General features: G+C 64.3%; 24 protein-coding genes. 12 read left to right on the forward strand and 12 right to left on the reverse strand.

The features are described 5' to 3' along the window. The first annotated feature begins 7 nt into the window (after positions 1 to 7). The 3 genes from LWC34_RS28035 to LWC34_RS28045 are packed head-to-tail and all read left to right on the forward strand — an operon-like array spanning position 8 to position 2723. Positions 8 to 1678: a sensor histidine kinase gene (locus LWC34_RS28035; RefSeq protein ID WP_233728103.1), complete on the forward strand. Its 1671-nt coding sequence runs from the start codon at positions 8 to 10 to the stop codon at positions 1676 to 1678. Next, positions 1675 to 2313, forward strand: coding sequence for a response regulator transcription factor (locus LWC34_RS28040; RefSeq protein WP_233728104.1), 639 nt, complete (start codon positions 1675 to 1677; stop codon positions 2311 to 2313). The genes LWC34_RS28035 and LWC34_RS28040 overlap by 4 nt, the downstream gene beginning before the upstream one ends. 38 nt (positions 2314 to 2351) lie before the next feature. After that, the gene (locus tag LWC34_RS28045) at positions 2352 to 2723 is read left to right on the forward strand and encodes a response regulator (RefSeq protein ID WP_233728105.1); all 372 of its coding nucleotides are present in this window, start codon (positions 2352 to 2354) and stop codon (positions 2721 to 2723) included. On the opposite strand, the gene LWC34_RS28050 is transcribed toward LWC34_RS28045, so the two are convergent. Continuing rightward, positions 2688 to 3050 carry a DJ-1/PfpI family protein gene (locus LWC34_RS28050; RefSeq protein ID WP_233728106.1) on the reverse strand — a complete coding sequence of 121 codons (363 nt, stop codon included), beginning with the start codon at positions 3048 to 3050 and terminating at the stop codon, positions 2688 to 2690. The genes LWC34_RS28045 and LWC34_RS28050 overlap by 36 nt on opposite strands. Before the next feature lie 163 nt (positions 3051 to 3213). Here LWC34_RS28050 and LWC34_RS28055 point away from each other — a divergent pair, with 163 nt between their 5' ends. Beyond that, positions 3214 to 4200 (forward strand): GlxA family transcriptional regulator, encoded by a 987-nt coding sequence (locus LWC34_RS28055; RefSeq protein ID WP_233728107.1) that lies wholly within the window; start codon positions 3214 to 3216, stop codon positions 4198 to 4200. Here LWC34_RS28055 and LWC34_RS28060 read toward each other — a convergent pair. From LWC34_RS28060 to LWC34_RS28090, 7 genes are all read right to left on the reverse strand, one after another. Then, positions 4119 to 4724 carry a hypothetical protein gene (locus LWC34_RS28060; RefSeq protein WP_233728108.1) on the reverse strand — a complete coding sequence of 202 codons (606 nt, stop codon included), beginning with the start codon at positions 4722 to 4724 and terminating at the stop codon, positions 4119 to 4121. The genes LWC34_RS28055 and LWC34_RS28060 overlap by 82 nt on opposite strands. Positions 4725 to 4733: 9 nt before the next feature. Continuing rightward, complete coding sequence (gene rho / locus LWC34_RS28065; protein ID WP_308200142.1) at positions 4734 to 5789, reverse strand: transcription termination factor Rho; 1056 nt, start codon at positions 5787 to 5789, stop codon at positions 4734 to 4736. A 142-nt stretch (positions 5790 to 5931) separates the two neighbouring features. Beyond that, a complete protein-coding gene (locus tag LWC34_RS28070) occupies positions 5932 to 7176 on the reverse strand; it encodes a YeeE/YedE family protein (protein WP_372496603.1) in 1245 nt (414 codons plus the stop codon). Positions 7177 to 7237: 61 nt separating this feature from the next. Further along, a complete protein-coding gene (locus tag LWC34_RS28075; RefSeq protein WP_233728109.1) occupies positions 7238 to 7432 on the reverse strand; it encodes a hypothetical protein in 195 nt (64 codons plus the stop codon). 12 nt (positions 7433 to 7444) lie between these two features. Beyond that, positions 7445 to 7630: a hypothetical protein gene (locus LWC34_RS28080; protein ID WP_233728110.1), complete on the reverse strand. Its 186-nt coding sequence runs from the start codon at positions 7628 to 7630 to the stop codon at positions 7445 to 7447. A 20-nt stretch (positions 7631 to 7650) separates the two neighbouring features. Further along, positions 7651 to 9297, reverse strand: coding sequence for a hypothetical protein (locus LWC34_RS28085; RefSeq protein ID WP_233728111.1), 1647 nt, complete (start codon positions 9295 to 9297; stop codon positions 7651 to 7653). Between the two features lie 3 nt (positions 9298 to 9300). Beyond that, positions 9301 to 11133 carry a selenium-binding family protein gene (locus tag LWC34_RS28090; RefSeq protein WP_233728112.1) on the reverse strand — a complete coding sequence of 611 codons (1833 nt, stop codon included), beginning with the start codon at positions 11131 to 11133 and terminating at the stop codon, positions 9301 to 9303. A 226-nt stretch (positions 11134 to 11359) separates the two neighbouring features. On the opposite strand from LWC34_RS28090, the gene LWC34_RS28095 reads away from it, so the two are divergent. From LWC34_RS28095 to LWC34_RS28105, 3 genes are read left to right on the forward strand one after another with little or no spacing between them, the layout of a single operon-like run. Further along, the gene (locus tag LWC34_RS28095; RefSeq protein WP_233728113.1) at positions 11360 to 11800 is read left to right on the forward strand and encodes a helix-turn-helix domain-containing protein; all 441 of its coding nucleotides are present in this window, start codon (positions 11360 to 11362) and stop codon (positions 11798 to 11800) included. Positions 11801 to 11808: 8 nt separating this feature from the next. Next, complete coding sequence (locus tag LWC34_RS28100) at positions 11809 to 12369, forward strand: TetR/AcrR family transcriptional regulator (protein ID WP_233728114.1); 561 nt, start codon at positions 11809 to 11811, stop codon at positions 12367 to 12369. Between the two features lie 19 nt (positions 12370 to 12388). After that, the gene (locus tag LWC34_RS28105; protein ID WP_233728115.1) at positions 12389 to 13117 is read left to right on the forward strand and encodes an imine reductase family protein; all 729 of its coding nucleotides are present in this window, start codon (positions 12389 to 12391) and stop codon (positions 13115 to 13117) included. A 15-nt stretch (positions 13118 to 13132) separates the two neighbouring features. Here the strand turns inward: LWC34_RS28105 and LWC34_RS28110 are convergent, their stop codons facing one another. Beyond that, entirely contained in the window at positions 13133 to 14344 is a 1212-nt protein-coding gene (locus LWC34_RS28110) for a threonine synthase (RefSeq protein ID WP_233728116.1), read from the reverse strand. A 129-nt stretch (positions 14345 to 14473) separates the two neighbouring features. Here LWC34_RS28110 and LWC34_RS28115 point away from each other — a divergent pair, with 129 nt between their 5' ends. The 3 genes from LWC34_RS28115 to LWC34_RS28125 all read left to right on the forward strand — a co-directional run bounded on the left by LWC34_RS28115 (position 14474) and on the right by LWC34_RS28125 (position 18990). Next, complete coding sequence (locus tag LWC34_RS28115) at positions 14474 to 16864, forward strand: glycoside hydrolase family 95 protein (protein WP_233728117.1); 2391 nt, start codon at positions 14474 to 14476, stop codon at positions 16862 to 16864. Between the two features lie 175 nt (positions 16865 to 17039). Then, the gene (locus LWC34_RS28120; RefSeq protein WP_233728118.1) at positions 17040 to 17552 is read left to right on the forward strand and encodes a lytic polysaccharide monooxygenase auxiliary activity family 9 protein; all 513 of its coding nucleotides are present in this window, start codon (positions 17040 to 17042) and stop codon (positions 17550 to 17552) included. Positions 17553 to 17730: 178 nt separating this feature from the next. Then, on the forward strand, positions 17731 to 18990 hold the full coding sequence (locus LWC34_RS28125; RefSeq protein ID WP_233728119.1) for a ricin-type beta-trefoil lectin domain protein: 1260 nt from the start codon (positions 17731 to 17733) through the stop codon (positions 18988 to 18990). 6 nt (positions 18991 to 18996) lie between these two features. On the opposite strand, the gene LWC34_RS28130 is transcribed toward LWC34_RS28125, so the two are convergent. Then, positions 18997 to 19188, reverse strand: a complete 192-nt coding sequence (locus LWC34_RS28130; protein ID WP_233728120.1) for a hypothetical protein — start codon at positions 19186 to 19188, stop codon at positions 18997 to 18999. Between the two features lie 254 nt (positions 19189 to 19442). Further along, positions 19443 to 20177 (reverse strand): N-acetyltransferase, encoded by a 735-nt coding sequence (locus tag LWC34_RS28135; protein ID WP_233728915.1) that lies wholly within the window; start codon positions 20175 to 20177, stop codon positions 19443 to 19445. A 107-nt stretch (positions 20178 to 20284) separates the two neighbouring features. Here LWC34_RS28135 and LWC34_RS28140 point away from each other — a divergent pair, with 107 nt between their 5' ends. Beyond that, positions 20285 to 21799: a tannase/feruloyl esterase family alpha/beta hydrolase gene (locus LWC34_RS28140; protein ID WP_233728121.1), complete on the forward strand. Its 1515-nt coding sequence runs from the start codon at positions 20285 to 20287 to the stop codon at positions 21797 to 21799. An 81-nt stretch (positions 21800 to 21880) separates the two neighbouring features. Further along, positions 21881 to 23734, forward strand: a complete 1854-nt coding sequence (gene htpG, locus LWC34_RS28145) for a molecular chaperone HtpG (RefSeq protein ID WP_235729645.1) — start codon at positions 21881 to 21883, stop codon at positions 23732 to 23734. A gap of 110 nt (positions 23735 to 23844) precedes the next feature. Here the strand turns inward: htpG and LWC34_RS28150 are convergent, their stop codons facing one another. After that, positions 23845 to 25257 (reverse strand): transposase, encoded by a 1413-nt coding sequence (locus LWC34_RS28150; RefSeq protein WP_372496548.1) that lies wholly within the window; start codon positions 25255 to 25257, stop codon positions 23845 to 23847. Between the last annotated feature and the right edge of the window lie 41 nt (positions 25258 to 25298).

Genomic DNA, 25298 nt, shown 5'->3' on the forward strand with positions numbered 1-25298 from the left:
CCTGTCGATGCGTTTCATCGCCGCGCTCGCGGCGGCTGGTGCGTTGTTTGGCGGGATGGTCCTCGTGCTGAGCGCGTCCGGCAGACACGACACGTCGACGACCACACTGTTCTCCGGGACGGTCGGTGCGTTGTATCTGATCGCCGGGTTGATCGCGCACTGGCGTCAACCCGAGAACCGGACCGGGTTGCTGATGGTGCTTGTCGGCATCGGCTGGTTCGCCGAGGACCTGCAGGTTTCGATCGACCCGCTGACGCACACGATCGGCCTGCTGCTGCGCTCGGCGTCCACAGGACTGTTGCTGCACCTGGTGTTGGCGTTCCCGACCGGCGAGCTGCGATCGCGGATCGACCGCGTGATGGTGACGATCGGCTACGTCGCGGTGTTCGGGCTGGTCCCGCTGAGCACGGTCGCGTTCCCGACGATCATCGAGAACCTGCTGCTGATCTGGCCGGTGTACTGGGTCCGCGAGGTGATCGACGCGATCCAGGCCGTGGTCAGCGCGATGGTTCTGGTCGTGCTGGCGGTCCGCTGGCTCACCGCGACCCGCCCGGCGCGCCGAGTGCTCGCCCCGGTCGTGCTCACCGGGCTGCTCGGGGCCACCCAGTCGCTCCTTGGCCCGATCCTGAACGTGCAGCTGCTCAGCGACATCGGCCACGCCGCGATCCTGCTGCTGCCGTTGGCGTTCCTTGCTGGGGTGTGGCGGATCCGGCTCGGTCGTACGAACGTCGCGGACCTGCTTGTCCAGTTGCCACGGTCGTCACCGGGCGAACTCCAGAACCTCCTAGCCAAAGCGCTCGGCGACCCGTCGTTACGTGTGGCGTACTACCGCGAGGACAACGGCGACTACGTCGATCTAGAGGGCCAACCTTTGACCATTTCCCCTTCGCAGTCGGTGTCCGTTGTGGTTCGCGACGGCCGTCAGGTGGCGGCGTTGCTCCACGACCCTGCGTTGCGCGACGACCGTCATGTGCTTGAGGCCGTGAAGTCCGCGGCCGCGTTGGAGCTCGACAACCAACGTCTCGCCGCCGAGGTACGGGCTCAGCTTCTTGAGGTACGGGCGTCACGCGCGCGAATCGTTGCGGCGGGAGATGAACAACGCCGCCGTGTGGAGCGTGACCTGCACGATGGCGCGCAGCAGCAGCTCGTGACGGTCGCGTTACTGCTGAAGCTGGCACAGCAACGTCTCACGGATCTTTCTGAAAAGGACGCCAAGCTCGTTTCCTATCTGACCCGCAGTTCCGAAGGACTCCAGGAGGCTTTGCGCGAGTTGCGGGAACTGGCCAGGGGAATCCACCCCGCTGTGCTCAGCGAGGCCGGTCTCGGCGCCGCCCTGCGAGCCTTGGCCGCCCGATCACCGCAGCCTGTCGCGGTTTCCGTCGGCTTGTTGCCCAGTCTGCCCGCGTCGGTCGAGGCGACCGCTTACTATGTCGCAGCTGAAGCTGTGACCAACGCGCTCAAGCACGCCAAAGCCAAGACCATCCGGATCACTGTGTCGTGCACGTCCTCGCTGTCCCTCGAAGTCGCCGATGACGGAGTCGGCGGGGCCTCGCTCAGTGCAGGGACCGGGCTGCTTGGCTTGCGGGACAGGGCTTTCGCGTCGGACGGTCAGTTGACCGTGCACAGCTCGTCCAATGGGACAACAGTCCGGGTCGTTTTGCCTTTGGAGACCGAATGACGTTACGGGTCGTGCTCGCCGATGATGCCCGGCTCTTCCGTGCGGCCTTGGCCGAGTTGTTGGAGACCAACGGATTCACGATTGTTGGTCAGGCTGGAGACCCGTCCGGTTTGCGCGCGATGGTCTCGTCGACCCGTCCGGACATCGCTGTGGTGGACATCCGGATGCCGCCGACCCATCAGCTCGAAGGCCTGCATGCGGCGGTCGATATCCGTCGCGACCACCCGGATGTCGGCGTGCTCCTGTTGTCGCAGTACCTCGAGGCCGCGCACCTGAAGGACCTTGTCGAGGGCGGTGCTCGTGGCGTCGGGTACTTGCTGAAGGATCGTGCTTCCGGGCCTGATTTCCTGGATGCCGTCCGGCAGGTCGCTGGGGGTGGGTGCGTGTTCGACCAGGAGGTGGTCAACGCGATGCTCACCAAGCCCCGGCACCGGGTCGATGCATTGTCGGTACGTGAGCGCGAGGTCCTTTCCTTGATGGCACAAGGGCTTTCGAACTCGGCCATCAGCGCGAAGATGCACGTGGCAGCGAAGACCGTGGAGACCCATGTCCGGCGGATCTTCGAGCGGCTGAACTTGCCGGACGCCGCCGATCATCACCGGAGAGTGCTGGCGGTACTGGCCTTTCTGGAGTGAAGATCTCAGGGATAGCCCTGATGTGCGGGAATGCCCGTATGCGGGACATTGACCGGGTGGGCGGCGTGCTGATCGTTGACGACAACGCTGCCTTCAGGTCAGTCGCCCGCACTGTTCTGGAGGCCGGCGGCTACCGAGTCATGGCCGAGGTGGGGACGGGGGCCGCGGCGCTGCTCGCCGCGGCCCAGGTCAAACCGGACGTCGTCCTGCTCGACATCGGCCTGCCCGACCAGGACGGCTTCGTGACCTGCCGCCAGCTGCACGCGGCACACCCCGACCTGGTCGTCGTCTTCTGCTCGATCCGGGAGGAAGAGGAGTACGGCGATGCCATCGCGCGGTCGTCGGCGGCCGGATTTCTGGCAAAGGCCCAGCTGTCAGCCGACGAGTTGCGCAGGATTGTCGCGGCTTAGCCACACTGGCCCGCGGCGCTCGTATTCCATGATCTTCTGGGCAAGCAGTGCCGTTTCGATCCCGAACAGCCGCTCGACCAGCCAAAGGCCGAGGTCGATTCCGCAGGTCACGCCGCCTGCGGTGATCAGGTCGCCGTCGTCGACAACTCGGCTGTCCACGACGTGAGCCCCGCGCGCTTTAAGGTCGTCCTTGGCGGCCCAGAAGGTCGTGCACGGGCGCCCCACGACAAGGTCGCCGAGCAGCATCGTTCCGGTGCACACGGATCCGAGGAGTTTGGCGCCCCGGACCGCCTCGGCGATCGCGCCGCGCTTGGCTTCCCGGTCCACAGGCGGCGATCTGTAAAGGCGCTGTGGGGCCGATGAAGTCCTGTGGCTCGACGCCGTCGTACAGCACTGTGTGCACACGAAACATGGTCCGATTCTTGGGGCCGGAGTGTGCCACGCAACAGTGGCCATAATGCCTCGGATGCGATGCGTAATATCCGGCCATATGCACGTGGTTGCGGTTCTGGCGCTGGATGGCGTCGTGGGCTTCGAGTTGACGATCCCGTGCCAGGTGTTCGGCACGACGCCCGGTTACGAAGTCCGCGTGTGCGCTGAACGGTCGGTCCGGGCGACGGCGCACGGCCAGGAGTTCTTCCGTGTCTCCTCGCGCTACACGTTCAAGGACGCTCAAGACGCGGATACCTTGGTCGTACCGGGGATCGAGCCTGGTAAGGAGCCGTCCCGGGCGGTTCTGAAACTGCTGCGGGACGCCGCCGCCCGTGGGGCCCGGATCGCGTCGGTCTGCACGGGCGCGTTCGTCCTTGCCTATGCCGGACTGCTCAACGGCCGGAAAGCCACCACGCACTGGATCGTGGCTGACGACCTGGCGAAGACATTCCCTGAGGTCACGGTCGACCCGTCGGTGTTGTTCGTCGACGAGGGCCAGATCCTCACATCAGCGGGAGTGGCCGCAGGCCTTGACCTCTGCCTGCACATGGTCCGTCTCGACTATGGCGCGGCCGTCGCGGCGACCACCGCGCGAGGGATCGTCATGCCGCCGCAACGGCCGGGTGGCCAGGCCCAGTTCATCGAGCATGTCGAGCCTGCGGCGGATACCAATGACCTGGCGCCAGTTCTACAGTGGATGCAGTCCAATATGGACAATCCGCTGACCATTGCGGACATAGCGGCACGGGCAACTATGAGTACCCGCTATCTTTCCAGGCGTTTCCGGGCCCAGACGGGGACTACGCCGTTACGGTGGCTGCTTGATCGAAGGCTGCAGCGGGCTCGTGAACTGCTTGAGACAACCGGGATTCCGGTCGATCGGGTCGCTCAGTCGTGTGGCTTCGGCTCGCCGGAGACCCTGCGGCACCACTTCGCCAAACATGTCGGCACCACACCACGGGACTACCGGGCTGCCTTCCAAGCAAGTCGCGAGATTACTTCGCGCAGTGCGGGAACCACGGCACTGGACTCCGTGAACCGGTAGGACGCAAGGACATGGGACTCGGTGAGCAGTTCCCACATCGGTTCGGCCACGCTTATCTGCGTGATCTCCAGGTTGAACGGCCGTACCGGACGGCCGAGTTCCTTGGCCAGCTCACTGACCACTTCACCGATGGGCATCGATGACGGGCGAGTCAGGCCTCGGGCCGCCGCGGACCGATACATCCCGCCAGGCTCAGTCAGCGCGGCGATCGCTGCTCGAAGCGCGGGCCGATTGGCCAAGGCAGGCGACGTGTCGAACGAAGGCCCGAACGTCAATTCTTGCTCTGCGGATACTTCCGTTCGCGGCCATTCCAGAACTGTTTCCCACCAACCAGGCCATTCGGCCGTGACGGCGGCTCGATCGATGCCATCGGGAATGAAGATGGGCACGGACGGGTCAAGGCTGGGTATGTGCGGCCGGGTTTCCACGGACAGGGCAAGGGCATCCCGGACGTACAACGCGACGTCGACGTGGTGTGAATCGCCGGAACTCACACGCCATGACCGGGTGCCTTCCAGGAACATGAATCCATACTACTTGCGAAGCTGCCGCAGGAACTCCTCGTTCGTCTGCGTGCGGGCCAGGCTGTCCAGCAGCACACTGATGTCACGGCCGTGCAAGGCTTGCCGCAACAGCCGGGTTGTGGCGTTCTCGAAGGGCGTGAGCAGCAGGTCTTCCCGGCGCGTGCTGGTTTGGCCGTGATCGATCGCCGGGTAGACGCGCTTGTTCGCCAATGCGCGGTCCAATCGGACCTCCGCGTTGCCAGTTGCCTTGTATTCCTCGAAGATCACGCTGTCGCCCAGCGATCCAGTGTCCACCAACGCGGTGGCGAAGATGGTGATCGAGCCGCCCTTTTCCAGGTTGCGGGCCGCGCCGAGCAGTCGTTTCGGCTGCACCAAGGCTCCTGAGTCGACTCCGCCGCTCATCACCCGGCCGGATTTCGGTGCGGCCAAGTTGTACGCACGTCCGAGCCGGGTCAGCGAATCCATGGTGATGACTACGTCCTGACCGGCTTCGGCAAGGCGCTTGGCTCGTTCGATGGCCAGTTCGGCGATCGCGACGTGCTCACGCGGTGGCTGGTCGAAGGTCGCGGCGATCACCTCGCCGGGCACGGCCCTGGCGAAATCGGTGACTTCCTCGGGACGTTCACCGATCAGCAGGAGCATCTGGTGACACTCCGGGTGGTTCTTCGCGATGCCGTGCGCGATCGCTTGCAGGACAGTGGTTTTGCCTGCTTTCGGGGGTGCGACGATCAACGCGCGCTGGCCCTTGCCGACCGGCATCAGCAAGTCCAAGGCGCGGGTGGTCAACAGGTGCGGCTCGGTCTCCAGCTTCAGGCGGGAGTCCGGATGCACCGTGACCAGGTCGGTGAATTCGGGTCGCGGTCGCGGTGTCAGGCCGTTGACCAGCAGGACCTCGGTGAGTTTCTGGCCGTCAGCGACGCCGGAAACCGTGTCGCCACGGCGCATGCCGTGTTTGCGGATCAGTCCGATCGGGACTTGGACATCGTGCGGGCTTGGCAGGTAACCCTCCGCGCGGATGTGGCCCTTACTGTCCACAATGTCCAGTATGCCGGTGGTTTCGTGCATGGTTGTTCCTCAGGTGTGGGTATGCCGGGATGGACGTCCGGCGAAAGGTTTGAAAGACTCTCCGTGGGAGGCACGCTTGCCTGCATCCACCGGAGGGGATACCCCGGAGGTTACCCACTCACCGTCCGGGGTGCAACACCATTCAGCAGATGCTGTCCGACGGCTTGGGGTTGGCCAGGCCGAACACCGGCCGCAGCTTCAGCCCGATCCACGTCCCACCCAGCGCGAACAGTCCCCACAACCAGCCGTGCACACTGCCGACCGAGATACCGCCGAGGTACGCGCCGATGTTGCAGCCACCGGCCAGCCGAGCACCGATCCCCATCAGCACGCCACCGAGCACCGCGGCCAACGCGGTACGCCACGGGATCTGGCTGTGGATCTTCCACGCGCCCGCCGCGGCTGCCGCGATCGCCGCGCCTATCATGATGCCGATGTTGGTAAGGCTGGTCTTGTCCACCCAGATCGGCGCGGCCAAGGCCTTGGCGTTCGACGCACTCTGCCAGAACTCCCACGCCTCCGGGTGCAACCCGAACAACTGCAGCAACTTCCCGCCCCACAAGGCGAACGCGAACGTGACACCCCAGATCCCGCCGGAAACCAGGAAAACTGCTGCTGCCAGTACACCCAGCACGACCGCGCCGACGAGAATCGGCCATGAGCCACGGAAAACGCGGGCGATTCCGTGCGCGGTTGGAACGACGTCCGCCGGAGGCGGGTTACGCCGGGCCTGTACCAGCTTCGTGATCCACACGATGGCAACAAGGGCGCCGATCGTGATCAGCCAGGATCCAAGCCAGCCAACGTGATCGGCCAGCAGTATGCCCGGCAGCGCGGGCCAGCCGTTGAACAGTGGGAAAGCCCACGTGTAGATGATCGACCCGCCGATGAAACCGCCGAGTGTCAGCACAATCGTCGACTGTCCAGAACCGACAGCGAACAATGTGCCTGAGGCGCAAGCACCTCCGAGCTGCATCCCGATCGCGAACAACACGGCACCGGCGAACAATGCGAGCCCGAGTGGTCCACCGGTGGCTTGCGGGACCGCACCGAACAAGCCGGATCCGGTCGAGATGATCAACGCGATCAAGGTGGCCGCTGTACCGAGCAGCAGCGTGTGCGCCCGCAGACCCTGGCCGTTGCCGACCGCGATGAGTTGGCGCCACGCGGAAGTGAAACCGAACCGGGAATGGAAGAGCGCCAAACCCAGGCCTAATCCGATGATGAGGAGTACGGCGAACCTGGCACCGAAACAAGCCCAGACGTACCAGGTCAATCCGGCGGCGAGGACTCCGGCGACCGCGAGCGGGACGACCCGTACCGGCTCCGCGGGCTGTGGCACGGGTGCCGCGCATAACGTGGGGAACAGTTGTGTTTCGGTACTCACCGGGACTTCCACTCTGGATGGGTCCCAGCCGCACGGAGGCGGTTGGGACCCAGGGGTTTTCCTAGTTGGGGATGATGCCGTTGGGTGCCTTGATGATCGATTGGAGAAGTCCGAACACGGGTACCCCGAGTGGCGCGAATGTCCACACATTGGTCAAATCACTGGTGTCCGGTTCGTCCACGATCACCGGATCGGCCATAGCGGGTGTGGCGCTGAGCACCACCATGGCCGCCACCACGGCAACGGTCTTGCGCATAACGGATTCCTTTCAGCCGCCGACCAGCTTGAGCAGGTCGAAAACCGGGGCGATGGCCTGAGGCAGGCCTGTGGTGGGAGCGAGCACGCCGCCGAGATCCACCCCGGGCAGAACCCAGATCGGATCAGCGGCAGCGATGCCACCAGTAGCAAGGCTCAATGCGAGGACGGAACAGGCGAGAATGAGAGCTTTGCGCATAACTACTCCTTGTCTGGCATTTAGTCGAGCAATGAACTCACGGGAACTACCGTGGCTTTCGCTATCCATTGGCCAGCCAGTTCCTCGGTCATCGGCATTCCGGGCGCGTGTACCTCGCCGGGGCCCATCGGCATCGCGGTCACCTGGGCAACCGCATAGATCTGCAGCCCTGCATCCACTGAGGACCCCCGCCATGCTCGAAAGCCCGACACCGTTGGGCTTTCGCCGCCGAACTGGTTGCCAACCGTCACCGCGTAGGCGATGGCCGACTCCTCACGTGGGTCGAACCGCAACGGCACGGAGAACGTGGTCACGGACGTCCCAATGGGAGTGTTCAGCAGCCAAGGCGCCACGTAGATGCCGTGCGGATACACCGGAACCTCGGCCTGTTGGGCGGCAACCTTGGGCAACATGCTCGAAGCCACCGCCCAGCCCGATACCGCCACCAATGCACTGTCCTGCCGTGGGTCCGCGTCGATACGAAACCCGGCGGCCGAAGCGGAATCACGAACAACCGCAGCGGCCCGAACACTCCGCGGCGAACTGTCCTCGACCAAAGTGATTCCTTGGACACCGCGAGAATCCAGGAACGAGACCACCTTGCGCAATGCCTCAGCGTCCTCATCGGACAGAGCGTCGGATGGGCAGCGTTCCAGGACCTCGCGACGACCCGTAAGTAGGCCGCCCAACGCGGCACTGGCACACTCCGGACCGTCCACTCCTGTCGCGAGGGGCGGCCCGGAGCCAGTGTCCACATCGACCGAAGTCGACGAGGAATCCTTGGTCAGTACCACTTCGCTACGGCCCGGAGGCAGGTCAACCTCGGCCCATGAACCCTCGGCGCCACCCAGAGGCGCGGCATTGACCGCACGTCCGTCCATAGTGATCTGCACAGAACCTGCACTGGCCGGGACGTGCACGAGATTACGCCCAGGCCGATGTGGACTAACAAGAACCGGGATCCTTTTTCCGGCAACGGATGCCGTCACGAGCACAGGAACACCGGGAATCGGCAGCGATGGCGGAACCGGAAGGGCCGCGACAGCACCCCAGGCCACGAGTGCGGCCCCGACCACACCGGCCGTGTATTTACGGGAAATCAGCAACGCGACCACCGGCAAGAGCACGACAACCAACAGCGCCAAGCCAAGCGAAGTCGTGAAAACCCGGCGGTCGAGGGCCAATCCGGAAGTGAACAACCGGATCAGCCCCGCGACCACCAAGACACCGCCGAACAACCACACCGGGCGCGTACGGTCGAGCAACGCATAACCCAACCAAGCGACCGCTGCGACGATGTACGCGGTGTCGGTGAGCAAGGAGCCCTCGACGGCGGTCTCGGCCACCACCAAGACAACCAATGCCGCTGCCGCCCAACGAGCGAACCGGGGTTTGCCCAGCAGCAGCGGCACCGCACTGACCAGGACGACGTGTGCCAAGCTGCCGAACACGTTGACCCCGACGGCCACAATGGACACCAGTGCCAGCGCCGAAGACACAGCCGCGAGCAGAACCACAGCGTTACGGACCCGCCGGGACAGCTCACCTGACTGTGCCAGACCGATTCCGGCGACCAAGCCCGTAGTCAACAACAGTGCCAATCGCAGCCATAACGGCCAGTTGGTCGACTCAACGGCAACGGCGACACCGCCGTGCGAGTGCTCCATGGGTTACTTCACATCCGCATCCGCGATCACGAACAGCTCCGAGTGCGGCTTGGCGTTGCCGAAGGCGCCGTGCGGCCACTGCTTCCGGTTGAAGTTGATGCCCGGCTGGCCGCTGAACTCGTCCTTGAACGCCGTGTCCAGTGTGAGTTTGCCGTCCTTGCCCAGCTTCAACATGTTGACCTTGTGATCGCCATCCAAGCCGGTTCGCGCGACGAAGTAGTTCGACACCGCCAGCCGTTCCGGCGACTTGGTCTCGTGGTAGAAACCGTCTTCGCCGAGCGTGAAGTTGTCGTACGCACCCCAGTGCGGGCCTGCCGCGGGCTGCCCGGGGTTGATCGGCACGGCACCGGCCACGGTCGGACAGTCCGCCTCGGCGCCGCCGTTGCGGGCTTCATCCAGTGTGTCGATCTTGCACTTGACGTTCGTGCCCGCGGCAAGGAGCTTCTGGATGTCCAGTACGTACACGCCGCCGGTTGTGCCGGGGTCGTTCGGGCCGAGTGCGCCCTTGCCGCGCCCGGAGATCGCGCGGTACAGGTACTTGTCGTCCGGGCTCGTCTGGATCCAGCCGCCGTTCGAGCCGCCGCCGTTCGAGTCGTTGGCCGGGTGGATCGCCTTGTTGGCCGCGCCATCGTCGAACACCTCGACCCATTTCGGGTTCGGGGCCGTGATGTCCGGCGTGTAGTGCACCGCGCCGCCCTGCATGGTCTGGGCGAACGCACCCTTGTGGCCAGGCAGGTTGGTCACGGTTGTCTCCATGACCGCGCGGCTTTCCTGGTGCAGTGGGTCGGCCGGGTCGGCACGCGGGCCGTCCTGCAGATACGAAACCGCGCGCAGCTTCGGCTTATCCCGCTCGGAGATGTCCCACGTGCGCACGGTCGGCCGACGCAGGTACGGCGATGGCGCCTTGACCGGGTCGAGGATGATGTTGCGCGGCTCCGCGTAATCGCTGGTAACCAAGGTGTTCAGGTCTTCACGCGCCTGGATGCCGTGCGGGTTGGCACACGACGGCTTGCCGAGCCTGGGCAGGTTCGCGCACAGCTTCTCGTTATCGCCCTGCGGTGTCGCGGCCGATGTCTGAGACAGCACCTTGCCGGTCTGGTCGAACCTGATCAGCGCGCCTGGGCTGCCCGCGAAACCGTTGCCGACGACCGTCTGGCCGTTGGCGTAGCTGTGCGGACCGGGAACCACCGGGCCACCCATGTACGTGCCGTAGGCCGTGCCGTCCTTCAACGTCCAGTAGGCGTCCGGGACTGAGCCGCCGAGGGTGTTGGTCGGCAGGCTGATTCCCTTGAGCTTCAACTCAGGCAGCGCGCTGACGTCGAAGGTGTACGTGGCCGCGGCGAACAACGCGCCCGCGTAGATGGTGTCGCCCTTGTGCCACACGTATTGCATGTGGTGTGGCTCGTTCTCCACCAGCGGGCCGACCGTCGCGGTGTTCACGACCTTGCCGTACGCCGGTGAGCCTTCGGTCGCGTCGATGACAGCCAGGAAGTCCGGGCCTGGCAAAGCATTCGTCACCTTGTCGAGGCCGCCTGCCAACGATCCCGGCAGGTTCTTGAGGTCCTTCACCAAGGTGTCCGCGATGTTCTCGTCGCCTGCCCACACCAGCAGCCACTTCTTGCGCTGCCCGTCCTCGGCTGCTTTGAGCTGGCTGGTCACCAAGTGGTTCTTCACCCAGTACTGCTTGCCGTCCGAGCCTTTCGCCGAGTCGACGAAGGTTTTCACGTCGGCGTACGCGGGCGAGTTCGCCCCGCTGTAGGTCAGGGCACCGACGGCGAGCAGGCTCGCCGCGGCTCCGATCACGGTTTTTCGCCATCTCGGCGAATTCGACCACATGACAGCTCCTGGTTCATTCACGGGAAAAGAGCGCGCGAATTACTCGTGAGTGGTATTCGGATGCCACGCACGAGCTGTGACCGGCGGAATGGTCCCGATGGCTGAGCGTGACTGTCAAAGCGGACCACAGTCTGAGACGCCGGGCAGCACATCAAATCTTCAACCGAATGGAGTAGTCAAATGGTGCCTTGGCAGTGCATATACGGCAACATGGCTGGTTGATGGGATGACTGGACCGTCACGGATCGTGATCGCGTCGAATATCGCCGAACAAAGCCGAACAATGACGGATATCGGGCTTGCCATTATCTGTTCCGTGCCGACCCATCACGCCTATGAGTTCGCCGAAAGCCTGCGTGCCTTACACATCAAGTGCGGTAAACCCAGCTATACCAGGATCTGCGAACTGGCCGCCGAGACCGGCGGCCATCCCCTGTCGCCGTCGACCATCAGTGAGGTCCTGAACGGCAAACGCCTGCCGAAGGTGGAGTTCGTGCTCTCGTTCGTCCGCGCCCTGGCGACATATCGGGACGATGGGCCGCTCGCGGCCAAGCATGAAGCCGAAACCCGCAGATGGCGCCAGAACTGGCAGCAGGCCCAGCTCAAGCAGGCCAGGGCGCTGGCGGGCGAAGGTCGCTGCGTCTGTTGTGGCCGCGCCTATGGCTAAATGGATGTATGGGCAGGTTGAGTCGGGCGGACCGGAGGCGGCAGTTGCTGGACTCGGCGATGGAGATCATCCGCGCCGAGGGAACGAACGCCTTGACCCTGGTCACGCTCGCGGACAAGGCAGGCGTGACGCGGCCGGTGGTGTACGACCACTTCGGGACGCGGGAAGGCCTGTTGGTCGAGCTCTATCGCGACTATGACCAGCGGATCGTGACGGCGATGCATGCGGGCCTTGAGCAACGCGCCCGGTCGCTCGGAGCCGTCGCTTCCGTGCTGGCGAGTGCGTACGTCGACGGCGTGGTGGACGCGGGTGAGGAGTGTGAGGAGGTTTTCGCCGCGCTCAACGGAAGCCCGGAGACCCGGAAGGTTTTGGTGGAGTCGAGGGACTTCTACATCGCGGAATTCGCGGCGGCGCTGGAACCGTTCGCCCGGCTGGATTTGCCCGCGTTGACGGGCATGCTCAGCGCGGTCGAAGGACTCGCCAGGGCGGCTGCGGATCGGCGGATCTCCCGCGCCGACGCGATCGCGACGGCGAGCTTGATCGTGAAGAGGCTTGCGGCCGGGCGCTAAGCTACATAATGTAGGTTACGTGCGAACGGTAGTGATCGGGGCGAATGCCCGTGCCAAGGCCATCGCGGACGCCTTGGACCCGGTGTCGGGTTTGGTTGTCGTGTGCGTCGAGGACTACTCGTCGATCCCGGATCTGCCCGCAGGGGTGGACATCGTCAACCTCACGTCCGGGACCAGCTTCGACGCTGTCCAAGCAGCGCAACGGTTCCCCGACAGGTACTTGGATGGCGCCCTGATGGCCCATCCGGAACACGTTGGCCTGCCGGAGACCGTCCTTGTCTACAGTGGATCCGCCGAGGTGTTCGCGCGCCACGAGCAAACGCTTGCTCAGCTTGGCTCGGCAATCTATCTCGGACCGGATCCCGGGACCGCGTCGCTGTACGACGCCGCGATGCTGAACTTCGCGTGGGCAACGCTGATCGGCTACCTGCAGACCGCGGCTTTGCTGGATGTCGAGGCCAAAACCTTTACGCCGCTGCTGACCCAATGGCTCAAGAGCACGGTCGTCGACGTCATCGAGGACTACGCCGGTCAGATCGACGCCGGACGGTATCCCGGCGACGAGGAATGGCTTGAGCTCGACGAACCGTTGATGCGGCACCTGATCGCGGCGACCGAGCAACGCGGCCTGGACTCGGGTCTGCCCAGGCTGATCCAGTCCCTGACGGCCCGAGGGATAGCGGCAGGACATGGCCGCGAGAGTTTCGCGAGCCTGGTAAACGTAATCCGCGCTGGTCAGACCTCGTGAGTGGTTATGCGCGTTCTAACGCGCATAACCACTCACGAGGGGGTCGCCTGGGTTGAGGATCGGGACGTCGACATCGGCGGGGTACTTGGCGCCAGCGCCGGTGTTCAGCACCACGACCTCGTCGCTTTCCTTGATCCAGCTCGAGTTGCGGAGTTCACGCACGGCAGCCAGCGTCGCTGCGCCTTCCGGGCAGATGAACGTGCCTTCGAGCCGTGCGCACAAGGCTTGTGCGGCAAGGGTGTCGGCGTCTTCGACGGCGACAGCTGTGCCTTCGGTGGCGTACAAGGCATCCAGGATCAAGAAGTCGCCGAGTGGTTTGGGTACTGTGATGCCGAAGGCCACGGTCTTCGGGTTCGGCCAAGGCTCGCTGACCTTGGCGCCAGCCTTGAACGCCTCAACAATCGGGGCGCAGCCGGTGGCCTGGACGGCGACAAGGCGCGGCAGCGGGCCGCTGATCCAGCCGAGCTCACGCATTTCCAGCAGTGCCTTGTAAATCCCGATCAAGCCGACACCGCCACCGGTCGGGTAGACGATCACGTCGGGAACACGCCAGCCGAGTTGCTCGACGATCTCGTACCCCATCGTCTTCTTGCCTTCGATGCGGTACGGCTCCTTCAACGTTGACGCGTCGAACAAAGCGCTACCGGATCGCGCGATCAAGGCGCCGATCATCTGGCCGCAGTCGCCGATGTGCCCGCGTACCAAGTACAGCTGCGCGCCGGTGATCGCGGATTCGGTCCGGTTGATCAGCGGCGCCGACTCCGGCATGGCCACGACGCTGCGCATTCCGGCCCTGGCGCCGTACGCGGTCCACGCGGCGCTCGCGTTTCCGTTGCTGGGCATGGCGAATGCCTTGACGCCGAGTTCAGCCGCGCGGGACACGCCGACCGCCGCGCCGCGTGCCTTGAACGATCCGGTCGGGATCAGGCCATCATCCTTCATCAACAAACCCGGGACGCCGAGCTCGCTCCCCAACGCGGGCAACGGCAGCAGTGGGGTCATGCCTTCGCCCATGCTGATCACGCGTTCACGTACCGGAAGTACTTCATGGTACCGCCACAAAGTCGGTTCCCGCTGCGCGATATCCCCAGGGTCGACGGTTACGGCGGATAGGTCGTAGCGGGCGAGCAGGGGAGAGCCGCAGGTGCAGAGGTTGTTGATCTCGTCGGCGTCGTAGCGGGTGCCGCAGCGCGCACAGTCCAAATGCGACAGATGACTGAAGGCCATGATCCTCATTGTTGTTGGACGATCGCCGAATTACTAGAGAGGTCGGAGCTCTATCTAGCAAATCGGGACATGGTGTGGGTAAGGTGCGACACACCTCCGATGTATCGAGCGAACTGGCGGGAGCTCGGCATGAGACGACGTAGTCTTCTGGTACTGGCCGCGGTGCTGATGACCGTGCCCGTGCCGGTCGTTGAGGCAAATCCTGGTCGCGACATGGTGCTTTGGTACGACGAACCAGCGCCGGACACCAACCAAGGCTGGGAGACGCGTTCGCTGCCGATCGGCAACGGCGCCATGGGTGCCACGGTCTTCGGTGGTGTGCAGGCCGAGCGCCTTCAGTTCAACGAGAAAACCTTGTGGACCGGCGGCCCTGGCGTCTCGGACTACAACTACGGCAACTGGTCGGAGCCCAGGCCAGGCGCGCTCGAAGCGATCCGGCAGCGCGTCATCAACGAGGGGCAGGTCAAGCCGGAGGACGTACTCGCATCGCTCGGCCTGAAGTCCGACACGCCACGGCACCGGCGGTTTGGCGCGTACCAGAGTTTCGGCGACCTGCGTCTGGCGTTCCCGCATACCCAGTTCACCGACTACCGGCGTGAGCTGGACATTTCCCGTGGTACCGCGAAGGTGTCCTACGTTGCCGACAGCGTGCGCTACACCCGCGAGTACTTCGCCACGGCCAAGGATGACGTGCTCGTGGCCAGGATCAGCGCCGATCGGCCCGGCAAGATCACGATGAACACCCGGATCCAGGTCCCCGCCAACCGAACGAGCACGGTCGCGGCAAGCAAAGGTCGGATCACCGTCACCGGAGCCCTCGCCAGCAACGGACTGCGCTACGAAACCCAGGCGCAGGTGAACAACCAAGGCGGCAGCCGGACCGACAACGCGGATGGTTCGGTGTCCGTAGCGGGAGCGAACGAAGTCACGCTTGTCCTTGCGGCAGGCACTGACTATGCCAACGACTACCCGAAGTATCGCGGCGACGATCCGCACAAACGGGTCACGCTGGCCGTGAACTCCGCGCAGCGCAAGAGCTTCGGGATCTTGCAGTTCCGGCACGTTGCCGACTACCAGGAACTCTTCGGGCGGGTCTCGCTCAACCTCGGCGGCCGCATGCCGGACGTGCCAACCGACGATGTGCTCGCCGCGTACGGCACGGACGCAGCCGCCGACCGAGCGCTTGAACAGCTGTTTTTCGCTTACGGCCGTTACCTGTTGATCGCCTCGTCGAGGCCGGGCTCGCTGCCCGCGAACCTGCAAGGCGTCTGGAACGTGCTGGAGGCGCCGCCATGGCAGGCGGACTACCACCTGAACATCAACATCCAGATGAACTACTTCCCAGCCGACACCACGAATCTGGCTGAGACGGCTGAGCCGTTCGCCGAATACGTCGACTCGTTGCGGGAACCCGGCCGGGTCACCGCGCGGGACATGTACGGCGTGAAGCAAGGCTGGGTGGCCCACCACGCCTCGAACATCTACGGCTGGACCGGCGCGTGGGATCACCCCGCGTATTTCTTCCCGGAATCCGGTGCCTGGCTGTCCGACCAGCTCTACGACCACTACCGGTTCACTTTGGACAGCAAATACCTTGCTACGAAGGCGTATCCGGTGATGAAGGAGACCGCGCAGTTCTGGCTGGAGTTCCTGCAGACCGATCCGAAGGACGGCAAGCTCGTCGCGTTGCCGAGCCGTTCGCCGGAGATCGGCCCGCACACCGCGGGCGCGTCGATGTCCCAGCAGATCCTCTGGCTGTTGTTCACCGATGTCCTAGAGGCGGCGAAGATCGTTGGTGACAAGGATTTCGCGGCCAGGGCGACCGAGGTTCTCGGCAAGCTCGACCCTGGCCTGCGGGTCGGGAAATGGGGCCAGTTGCAGGAGTGGAAAGCCGACATCGATGACCCGAACGAAACCCATCGGCACGTCTCGCACATGTTCGCGCTGCACCCTGGAAAGCAGGTGTCGCCCCGTACCACGCCGGAACTCGCTGAGGCGGCAAAGGTTTCGCTGAACGCGCGGACCGACGCCGGAACGGGCTGGAGCAAGGCGTGGAAAATCAACTTCTGGGCCAGGCTGCTCGACGGCGACCGCGCGCACAAGCTGCTTGCCGATCAGTTGAAGACAAGCACGTTGCCGAATCTCTGGGACACGCATCCTCCGTTCCAGATCGACGGAAACTTCGGGGCGACCGCAGGCGCGACGGAAATGCTTCTGCAAAGCCATCTTGGCGCGATCGACGTGCTGCCCGCAGTGCCCCGCAGTTGGCCGGACGGTCGGGTCGACGGGCTGCGAGCCAGGGGAGACGTGACAGTCGGCGTCACGTGGCAGTCCGGCGCGCCGACTCAGATCAGGCTGCTGACCGGAAAAGGGGACGCTGTCAAGGTTCGCAGTTCAATGTTCCGCAATGCAGTGCGCGTCTTTTCTCAGGGCCAGCTCGTGCCGCACACTACTGACGGTGACGTTTTGAGTTTCGCCACTCGCAACAAGGGCGAATACCTGATCGTCCCGGTATCGTGAACAACCCCAGGTAGCTGGGGATATTCGACATCTCTTGACCGATTCGTCGGACGTTAGTATGGTCTAGACCACAAAACCCCTGCAGGTCTTGTGTTTGGTATCGGCTCCCACGCTTCAAGGGGCCCGGTCGGCGCGCGACACCGGACCGCAGCTCGTCGTGAAGAGGAGCTGAAATATGAAGCGCAAGTTCATCGCGGCCGTGGTCGCGGTACTGCTGGCCCCGCTGCTCACCGTGATTCTCCCCGCGGGAACCGCCAGTGCGCACGGTTGGATCAACAGCCCGGCCAGTCGGCAGCAGCAATGCCGGGCGGGAACAGTGGCGTGCGGTGAGATCAAGTACGAGCCGCAGAGCGTCGAAGGCCCGAAGGGTCTGCGCAACTGTCACGGCAACGTCGGCAGGTTCGCTGAGCTGAACAACGACGGCAAGGGCTGGCAGGTCCAGAACGTCAGCCCGAACCAGACGTTCACCTGGACCATCACCGCGCGCCACCGCACCAGCACGTGGGAATACTTCATTGGTGGAACCCGTGTGTGGTCGAAGAACGACGGCGGCGCCCAGCCGGGCGGCACTGTCACGCACAACGTGAACCTCGGCAGCGCCCGTGGTCGTCAGAAGCTGCTCGCCATCTGGAACATCGCGGACACGGCGAACGCCTTCTACGTGTGCATCGACGTGAACATCAGGTAAGCAAGAGAAGGTTACGGCCCGGTGGCGAGCGCACGCCACCGGGCCGTTAACTATCCATAATGGATTGATCAACGATCAGCGGCCTTGTCTGTTTTTGTCAGTGACAGTGCGCGATCATCGCCCCTAAGATGCGGACTGGTCTAGACCTTCCCTCCCCTGCACTGGAAGGCAGATCCGCATGAGATCTCTGCTTTCGGGCGCCCTGTTGCTACTCGGCGTCCTGGTTGCCCCTGCCGTCCCATCGGTGGCACAACCTCCTGATACCGAACAACTTCCGGACTCTTTCCGTACGCCATCAGTGATGCCGAGCCTTGTCACACCTCAGTCGGCGGTGTGTGACGGCGATGGCGTCAGCGGGAAACGTGTCCAAGCGGTCTACGTCCGCGGCAACGGCCAAGCCGACCGCTACGCACAGTTTGCTGCGCAGTTTCAAACCTTTGCCAGCCAGATCGATGACGTCTTCGTGGAAGCGGCGGCCCGACTCGGCGGCGGAGTCCGGCACGTCAGGTACGTCCACGATGCCAGTTGCCGCGCTGTGGTGAACAACGTCGTGATCGCGCAATCCTCAATGGCATCAGTGGATTCGATCACCAGTGCCATCCAAGCCCAAGGCTACAACCGATCCGACCGCAAGTACCTGGTCTGGTACGACACAGGCGGATGCGGCCTCGCGTTCGGCAACGGCGGCAACGACAGCCCCGGCGCGAACAACCCGTACAACGCGGGTCCGCACTACGCGATGATGGGAACCGGTTGCTGGACCTGGCAAGCCAGCGCACACGAACTGCTGCACACGCTTGGCGCCGTACAACGCAGTGCTCCCAACGCGACATTGCACGGTCACTGCTGGGATGACCAGGACATCATGTGCTACAACGACGGCGGAATCCCCAACCCGCCAGGCAACTTGGTCCTGAAGTGCGCCAACGCGCCGGAAAACCAGATCGACTGCAACGGCGACGACTACTTCCACACCAACCCGCCAGCCGGCAGCTACCTGGCCACCCGATGGAACGTCGCCAACAGCCACTACCTGACCAGCGGCGGCGGAGGCCTCCGAGTCGGCCAGATCACTGGTATCGGCGGCAAATGCGTTGACGTGAGCGGCTCCAACACGGCCAACGGAACCCCGATCCAACTGTGGGGATGCAACGGAACTGGCGCTCAGCGCTGGACGGTGCAAAGCGGAACGCTTCAGGCGCTGGGCAAGTGCATGGACATCACTTCCAGCGGTACGGCGAATGGCACCCTGGTCCAACTCTGGGACTGCAATGGCACCGGTGCCCAAGTCTGGGAAGCCCAAAGCAACGGGACTTTGCGGAATCCGTTGTCCGGCCGCTGCCTTGACGCGCAGAACAATTCGAGCGCCGATGGCACGCGACTGACCATCTGGGACTGTTTCGCGTCCGCCAACCAGATCTGGCGCTTGCCTGCCTAACCTGCGTTAGTCGCGATCGACCACGCCGAGCACATCGGTAAGACCGCGGACGGCAGGCAGTTCTTTCTCACCACACCGTTCGAAGCAGGGGAAGAGGGCAACGAGTTCGTTGCCCTCTTCCTGTTCGGCGCGGCAGGAAACTTCCTCGAAGCGAAAATCGACGAGTTTGGCCCACGACAGTGCCTGGACCGCGAGCATCGCAAAGCTGTGTACGACCAGCGGCTGGCCGAACTCGGCGACGTGACGTTCATCCGGATCGAGATCGAGCCGAAGGGATCATCGGCAAATCCGGTTATCCACAGCCGGTCCGCGACACGCCGCCGATCACCCCCCACCGATAGACTGGCCAGGGGACGCCCCCCGGGAGCGGTGGGGGATGTTCGGGGGGTGTTCGGCGGCGGGACGGGCGCGGCTAGCGCTGGGCTCGGCCGCGTTCGACCATCGGGCGTTGCCTACATCGGGTGTTCCATCCAGACATTCGGCTCCACGTAGACGCCATAGTTCCGATCAGCCGAGGCGATGATCGGCGCGATGCCACCGGGGAACAGGTTGTCGCCGTCGACAAGGTCGATGCCCGCCCATTCCCGCCAGTCCGCGAACGAGCCGGAGATGGTCACCGCGAACGGGCAGATCTTGATCATCTTGGCGCCGAGCCGCTCGTGCGTGCGCAGCCAGCGGTCGGCGAACAGGCCGTCGGGACGGCGGCGATTGACGTACTCGTCCATCGCCGTCTTCGGCTCGTCCTCTTTGCCGATCGGCCGGACCGACACGATCAGCTTCGAAAGCCCGGTTTCCGCCGCGCGTGCCTTCAACGCCTTGAGCATCTCCGACGACAGGTGCCTGCCGCGGTGCGCCGGGTCGATCACGACCTCCAACGCGCACAGGGCATTCGGCGCGCGGCCGTCCATCTTGTCCTGCGCGGCCCATTGGATCGCCTCGTCCCAGCCGTGGTCGGGCAGCTCCGTGCGGTCGTCGGCGGGGAAGGTGAGCGGGACCGAGAGGGTACGGGCGATCGGAACGTCGTTCTCCAGCGCGATCAGGAAGTACTGACCCCAGTGCCGCAGGAACCGCTCGACCGTGATGATCTTGCCGCTCATTCCGGCGTAGATGAACTGGCCGCCGACGTCGCCAAGGTTCAGCGCGGCCTCGGCCAGGTCGGGGCGCGACGCGAGATCGACTATTTGCATAGCCATAGCTAAACGAAATGACGCCTGTCCGGATACCGTCATCCGGGGGATGTCGATCACTACCGTGAGTATGGTGCGGTGGGGGTTCATTGAACTGGGGAGAACGAATGAAACGAATGTTCGGCGCCTTAGTGGCGTTCGTCTCCGCGACAGTCATGGTCAGCATACCGGCGGCCGCGGCACAGGGGTGCTCGGTCGGCAAGCTCAGCGTGCCTGGGGCTGAGGCCGTGTCGGTCACGGCGGCCGAGAAGCCCGGCGGAACCGTCGAATGGCCGCCGGGGTATCCGATTCCGCCAGTCACAGACGTCCCGCCGTACTGCGATGTGACGGTGACGCTCACGCACCCTGGCGCGGGCGACAAGGTCACGGTGAAGGTGTGGCTGCCGGTGTCCGGCTGGACCGGCCGGTTCCAGGGCCTCGGCGGCGGTGGCTATTCAATGGGTGCCTGGGACGCTGACCTGGCCACCCAGGTCAAGCTCGGTTATGCGGTCGCGACGACTGATGGCGGCGTCGAAGCCAACCCGATGAGCCCGGCCAGCTGGGCATTGGACGCTCAGGGGAACGTCAACCACGAGTTGCTGAAAAACTTCGCGTCACGGTCCCTGCATGACAAGGCGGTTGTCGGAAAGGCTGTGACGCAGCAGTACTACGGACGCACGCCGAAGTACTCGTACTGGAACGGCTGCTCGACCGGCGGGCGCCAGGGCCTGGAGAACGCACAGAGCTTCCCGGACGACTACGACGGCATCAACGCGATGGCGCCCGCGGTCAACTGGGACCGGTTCATCGTGGCCAACCTGTGGGCGCAGGTCGTGCAGAACGAAGAAGGCAACCGGCTGAGCGTGTGCGAGCTCGACGCGTTCGAGAAGGCAGCGGTCGATGCGTGCGACAAGATCGACGGCGTGGCAGACCGGGTGGTCAACGACCCTCGTACCTGCCGTTATGACCCGGCTGCGTTGATCGGGACCAAGATCGTCTGTGACGGCGCCGAAGTGACCATTTCGCGGGCGGATGCCGAGGTCGTCCGCAGGATCTGGGACGGGCCGCGCGGCTGGTTCGGCTTCAACAAGGGCGCGGACCTGTCGTGGACCGCGGGGCCGGTGCCGTTCGAGATCAGCGCGACCTGGGTGCAGTACTTCATCAAGCAGGACCCGAAGTTCGACGTGACGAAGCTGTCGTACGCCGAGTACTACCGGATCTTCGTGGCCTCGCAGGCGCGGTACAACTCGATCATCGCGGCCGACGACCCTGACCTGACGGCCTTCCGCAGGTCCGGCGGCAAGATGATCACCTGGCACGGTACCGACGACTCGCTCATCCCGTACCAGGGCACGGTCGACTACCGCGACCGCGTCGCCCGCCGGACGGGCAACGTGAACGACTTCTACCGCGTGTTCATCGCCCCTGGTGTCGACCACTGCTTCGGTGGCGCGGGCGCGGCTCCGGTCGACCCGCTCGCCGCAGTCGTCAACTGGGTCGAAAAGGGCAAAGCTCCGGAAACGCTGCCCGCACGGACAGCTGACGGAAGGGCGAGCCGCAACTTGTGCCTGTATCCGTTGGTGTCGAGGTACGTCGGCGGCGATCCCAATTCCGCCAGCAGTTTCACCTGCCGGCGCGGCTGACGTGATCTTGCCTTGCCGCAAGGGACGCCCAGCGTTCCTTGCGGCTGCGGCAGGCGAGATAATGGGGGAGTGGAGACCCAGATGGAAACGCTCGAATTCCAGGCAGAGGCACGTCAGCTGCTGCAGTTGATGGTCCATTCGATCTACTCGAACAAGGACATCTTCCTGCGTGAGCTGATCTCCAACGCCTCGGACGCGCTCGACAAGGTCAGGCTGGCCGCGTTCACCGACAAGGACCTGCAAGCCGACACCGACGACCTGCGGATCGAGCTCGAAGCGGACAAAGACCAGCGCACGCTCACCATTCGCGACAACGGGATCGGGATGTCCCGCGCCGAGGTCATCGACCTGATCGGCACGATCGCGAAATCTGGGACCGCGGAACTGCTGCGCAAACTCAAGGAGTCGAAGGAGAATTCGGCCGATCTGATCGGCCAGTTCGGCGTCGGTTTCTACTCGAGCTTCATGGTCGCCGACAAAGTCACCCTGGTGACCAGGAAAGCAGGCGAGACCGAGGGCACCAAGTGGGAGTCCGAGGGCGAGGGCACGTACACGATCGATTCGGTCGAAGACGCCCCGCAGGGCACCTCGGTGACCCTGCACCTGAAGCCTGAGGACAAAGAAGACCACCTTTTCGACTACACCGCCGAGTTCAAACTGCGTGAGATCGTCCGGCGCTATTCGGACTTCATCACCTGGCCGGTCCGGCTCAAGGTCACCAAGACCGTCGACGACGAGACCACGACCGAATTCGAGACGATCAACTCGATGAAGGCGCTGTGGGCACGGTCGAAGGACGAAGCGACCGAGGACGAGTTCAAAGAGTTCTACCGGCACATCAGCCACGACTGGACCGATCCGCTCGAGATCATCCAGATGCAGGCCGAAGGGACCTTCGAATACCAGGCGCTGCTGTTCATCCCGTCGCACGCGCCAATGGATCTGTTCATGCGGGAAAGCAAGCGCGGGCCGCAGCTGTACGTCAAGCGCGTGTTCATCATGGATGAATGCGAAGCGCTGATGCCGGAATACCTGCGATTCGTCAAAGGCGTCGTTGACGCGCAGGATCTGTCGCTGAACGTGTCGCGGGAAATCCTGCAGCAGGACCGTCAGATCCAGCTGATGCGCCGCCGTCTGGTGAAAAAGATCCTGCAGACCATCAAAGCGATGGACGAGTCGAAGTACGAGACGTTCTGGCGGGAATTCGGCGCGGCGGTCAAAGAAGGCCTGGTCAACGACTTCGACAACCGCACGTCGATCCTGGAGATCTCGGCCTTCGCCTCAACGCACGACCCGGAGAAGCCGACCTCCCTCGCGGACTACGTCTCGCGGATGAAGGAGGGCCAGGAACACATCTACTACCTGACCGGCGCGTCGCGGTCGATCATCGAGAACTCGCCGCACCTCGAAGCCTTCAAGGCCAAGGACTACGAAGTCCTGATCCTCACCGACGCGGTCGACGAGATGTGGGTCAGCTCGGTGCCGGAGTTCGACGGCAAGCAGTTCCAGTCGGTCGCCAAGGGCCAGGTCGACCTCTCCGACGACGCCGACGAAGACCGCTCGAAGGACTTCGAAGACCTGCTGACGTGGATGACGGAAGCGTTGAAGGACAACGTCAAAGAGGTCCGCCTCTCCTCGCGCCTGACGACGTCACCGGCGTGCATCGTCGGCGACGCGAACGACGTCACCCCAACGCTGGAGAAGATGTACCGCGCGATGGGCCAAGAACTCCCGCCGATCAAGCGAATCCTCGAACTCAACCCAGACCACGCACTGGTGACAAGCCTGCGAACCGCCCACTCGGAGAACAAGGAAGGCGCCGCGGAAACCGCGGAACTGTTGTACGGCATCGCATTGCTGGCCGAAGGCGGCGAACTCGCCGACGCCCCACGCTTCACCCGCCTGCTGGCCGACCGACTGGCCCAAACCCTCTAAAAAACCTCGTGAGTGTTTTCGCCGGTTCTAACCGGCCTGGTGTTTTAACGTTGTGAGGGCATGGTGGGCAGGGCCGTCGCGGAGCGGCGGCCCTGCTTTCGTTGCTGGGTTTAGGTTTTTGTCACTGGACGGACGATGCGATGCCGCGTCGCGGGGATGGATGTATGCCCTGTCGGGCGGCCCGGACCGGGCCGTGAAGGTTTTCGCGGTTTCGCCGGAGATCCCAGGCGCGGGTGAAGCCCACGAAACCCGCGTTTGACCCGTAGCGGGCTGAGCGGTCCCCGGCGTCGTTCCCAGGACAGTCGCTGATCGGCGATGAGCCCACGCGCCAGGACCAGGTGAACATAAGCCACAGCCACCAGCCAACTCCACCGCTCGGCTTGCTCGGGGCCACGCACTCGAGGGCGGGTCCAAGCCAGGTATTGCTTGAGGAACCGGAAGAGGTGCTCGATGCCGTAACGGCGCAGATACGCCCGCCACACCCGGTCAAGATCGAACGAGCCCTCAGGCCCGGTCCAGAACAACCACATCGGCGGGTACGCCGGGTCGGCCGAACACACCCAGACCACACTGCCCCGGGTCACCGGGCGGGAGTACCCGGGCCGGTAGCCAGGTTCCCGCAGTGCCGCCGATTCCGAGGCACGCGGGTGCATCCCATGCCACACCGACACACTCACCGCGGCCCGCCCAGGCTCGGCGGGCACCGCGAGGTATTCGTCCGGGTCACGCCAGCTACGGCGATCGGACAGTTTCATCTTTGGCCCGTGCACTCGCGGCCGCCCGATCGTGCCTGGTTCCCGCGGCGGCGGATCGGCCATCACCACCGCGTCCTTACGCAACCGGACCACGATCTGCACCCGCTCGCCGGTCAACCGGCCACCCAGATACACCGGGCTGTAGTCCCCGTCAGCACACACAATCGGAACCAGACCACCACCATCATCACCACCGTCCGGGTCCCGGTCGGCAGCCACCTGCTTCAGCAACGCCTCGATCTGCCCGACAGCAACCACATTGTGGTTCTCACCCACCGCGATACGCGCCACCGCCACCGGCGACGCCCACGACGAACCGCTCGTCCCGGTCGCGGCCAGCCACTGAAACCACCAGCCCGGAGTCACCACCCCGCTGCCACCGCCAACATCCTTGCCCGCGTCGTAGTTCAACGTCCGGTCCGGGCTGGTCGGCGCATCCGGACGCGGCCACTGCGAACAATCCAACGCGAACACCAGCCCCGAGGACCGATCCACCACACCCGCCAACACACCCGCCAACACCGCGGCGTCGATCCGGCCCCGATCCAACGCGGCATACACACTGCCATGCCCACGCCGCAACACCGGCTCCAAGCTTAGATACGGCAACGACTCCAACCGGCCCGGATGACACAACAACGCGTCCACCATCTCGAACAACACATCCGGCCACCTCGTGAACGACTCATACACCGCCCGGCGGAACCGCCGCAGCCGCCGGAGTTGGCCTACAAGGGATCCATCAGGCACACTGCCAGACACGGCCACCGCTTTCGTGATCAAAGTTCTGTGGAAGGAACCAAGATCAT

Origin of the sequence: Kibdelosporangium philippinense (genome assembly GCF_021390435.2) — a bacterium.
Lineage (GTDB): Bacteria > Actinomycetota > Actinomycetes > Mycobacteriales > Pseudonocardiaceae > Kibdelosporangium > Kibdelosporangium philippinense.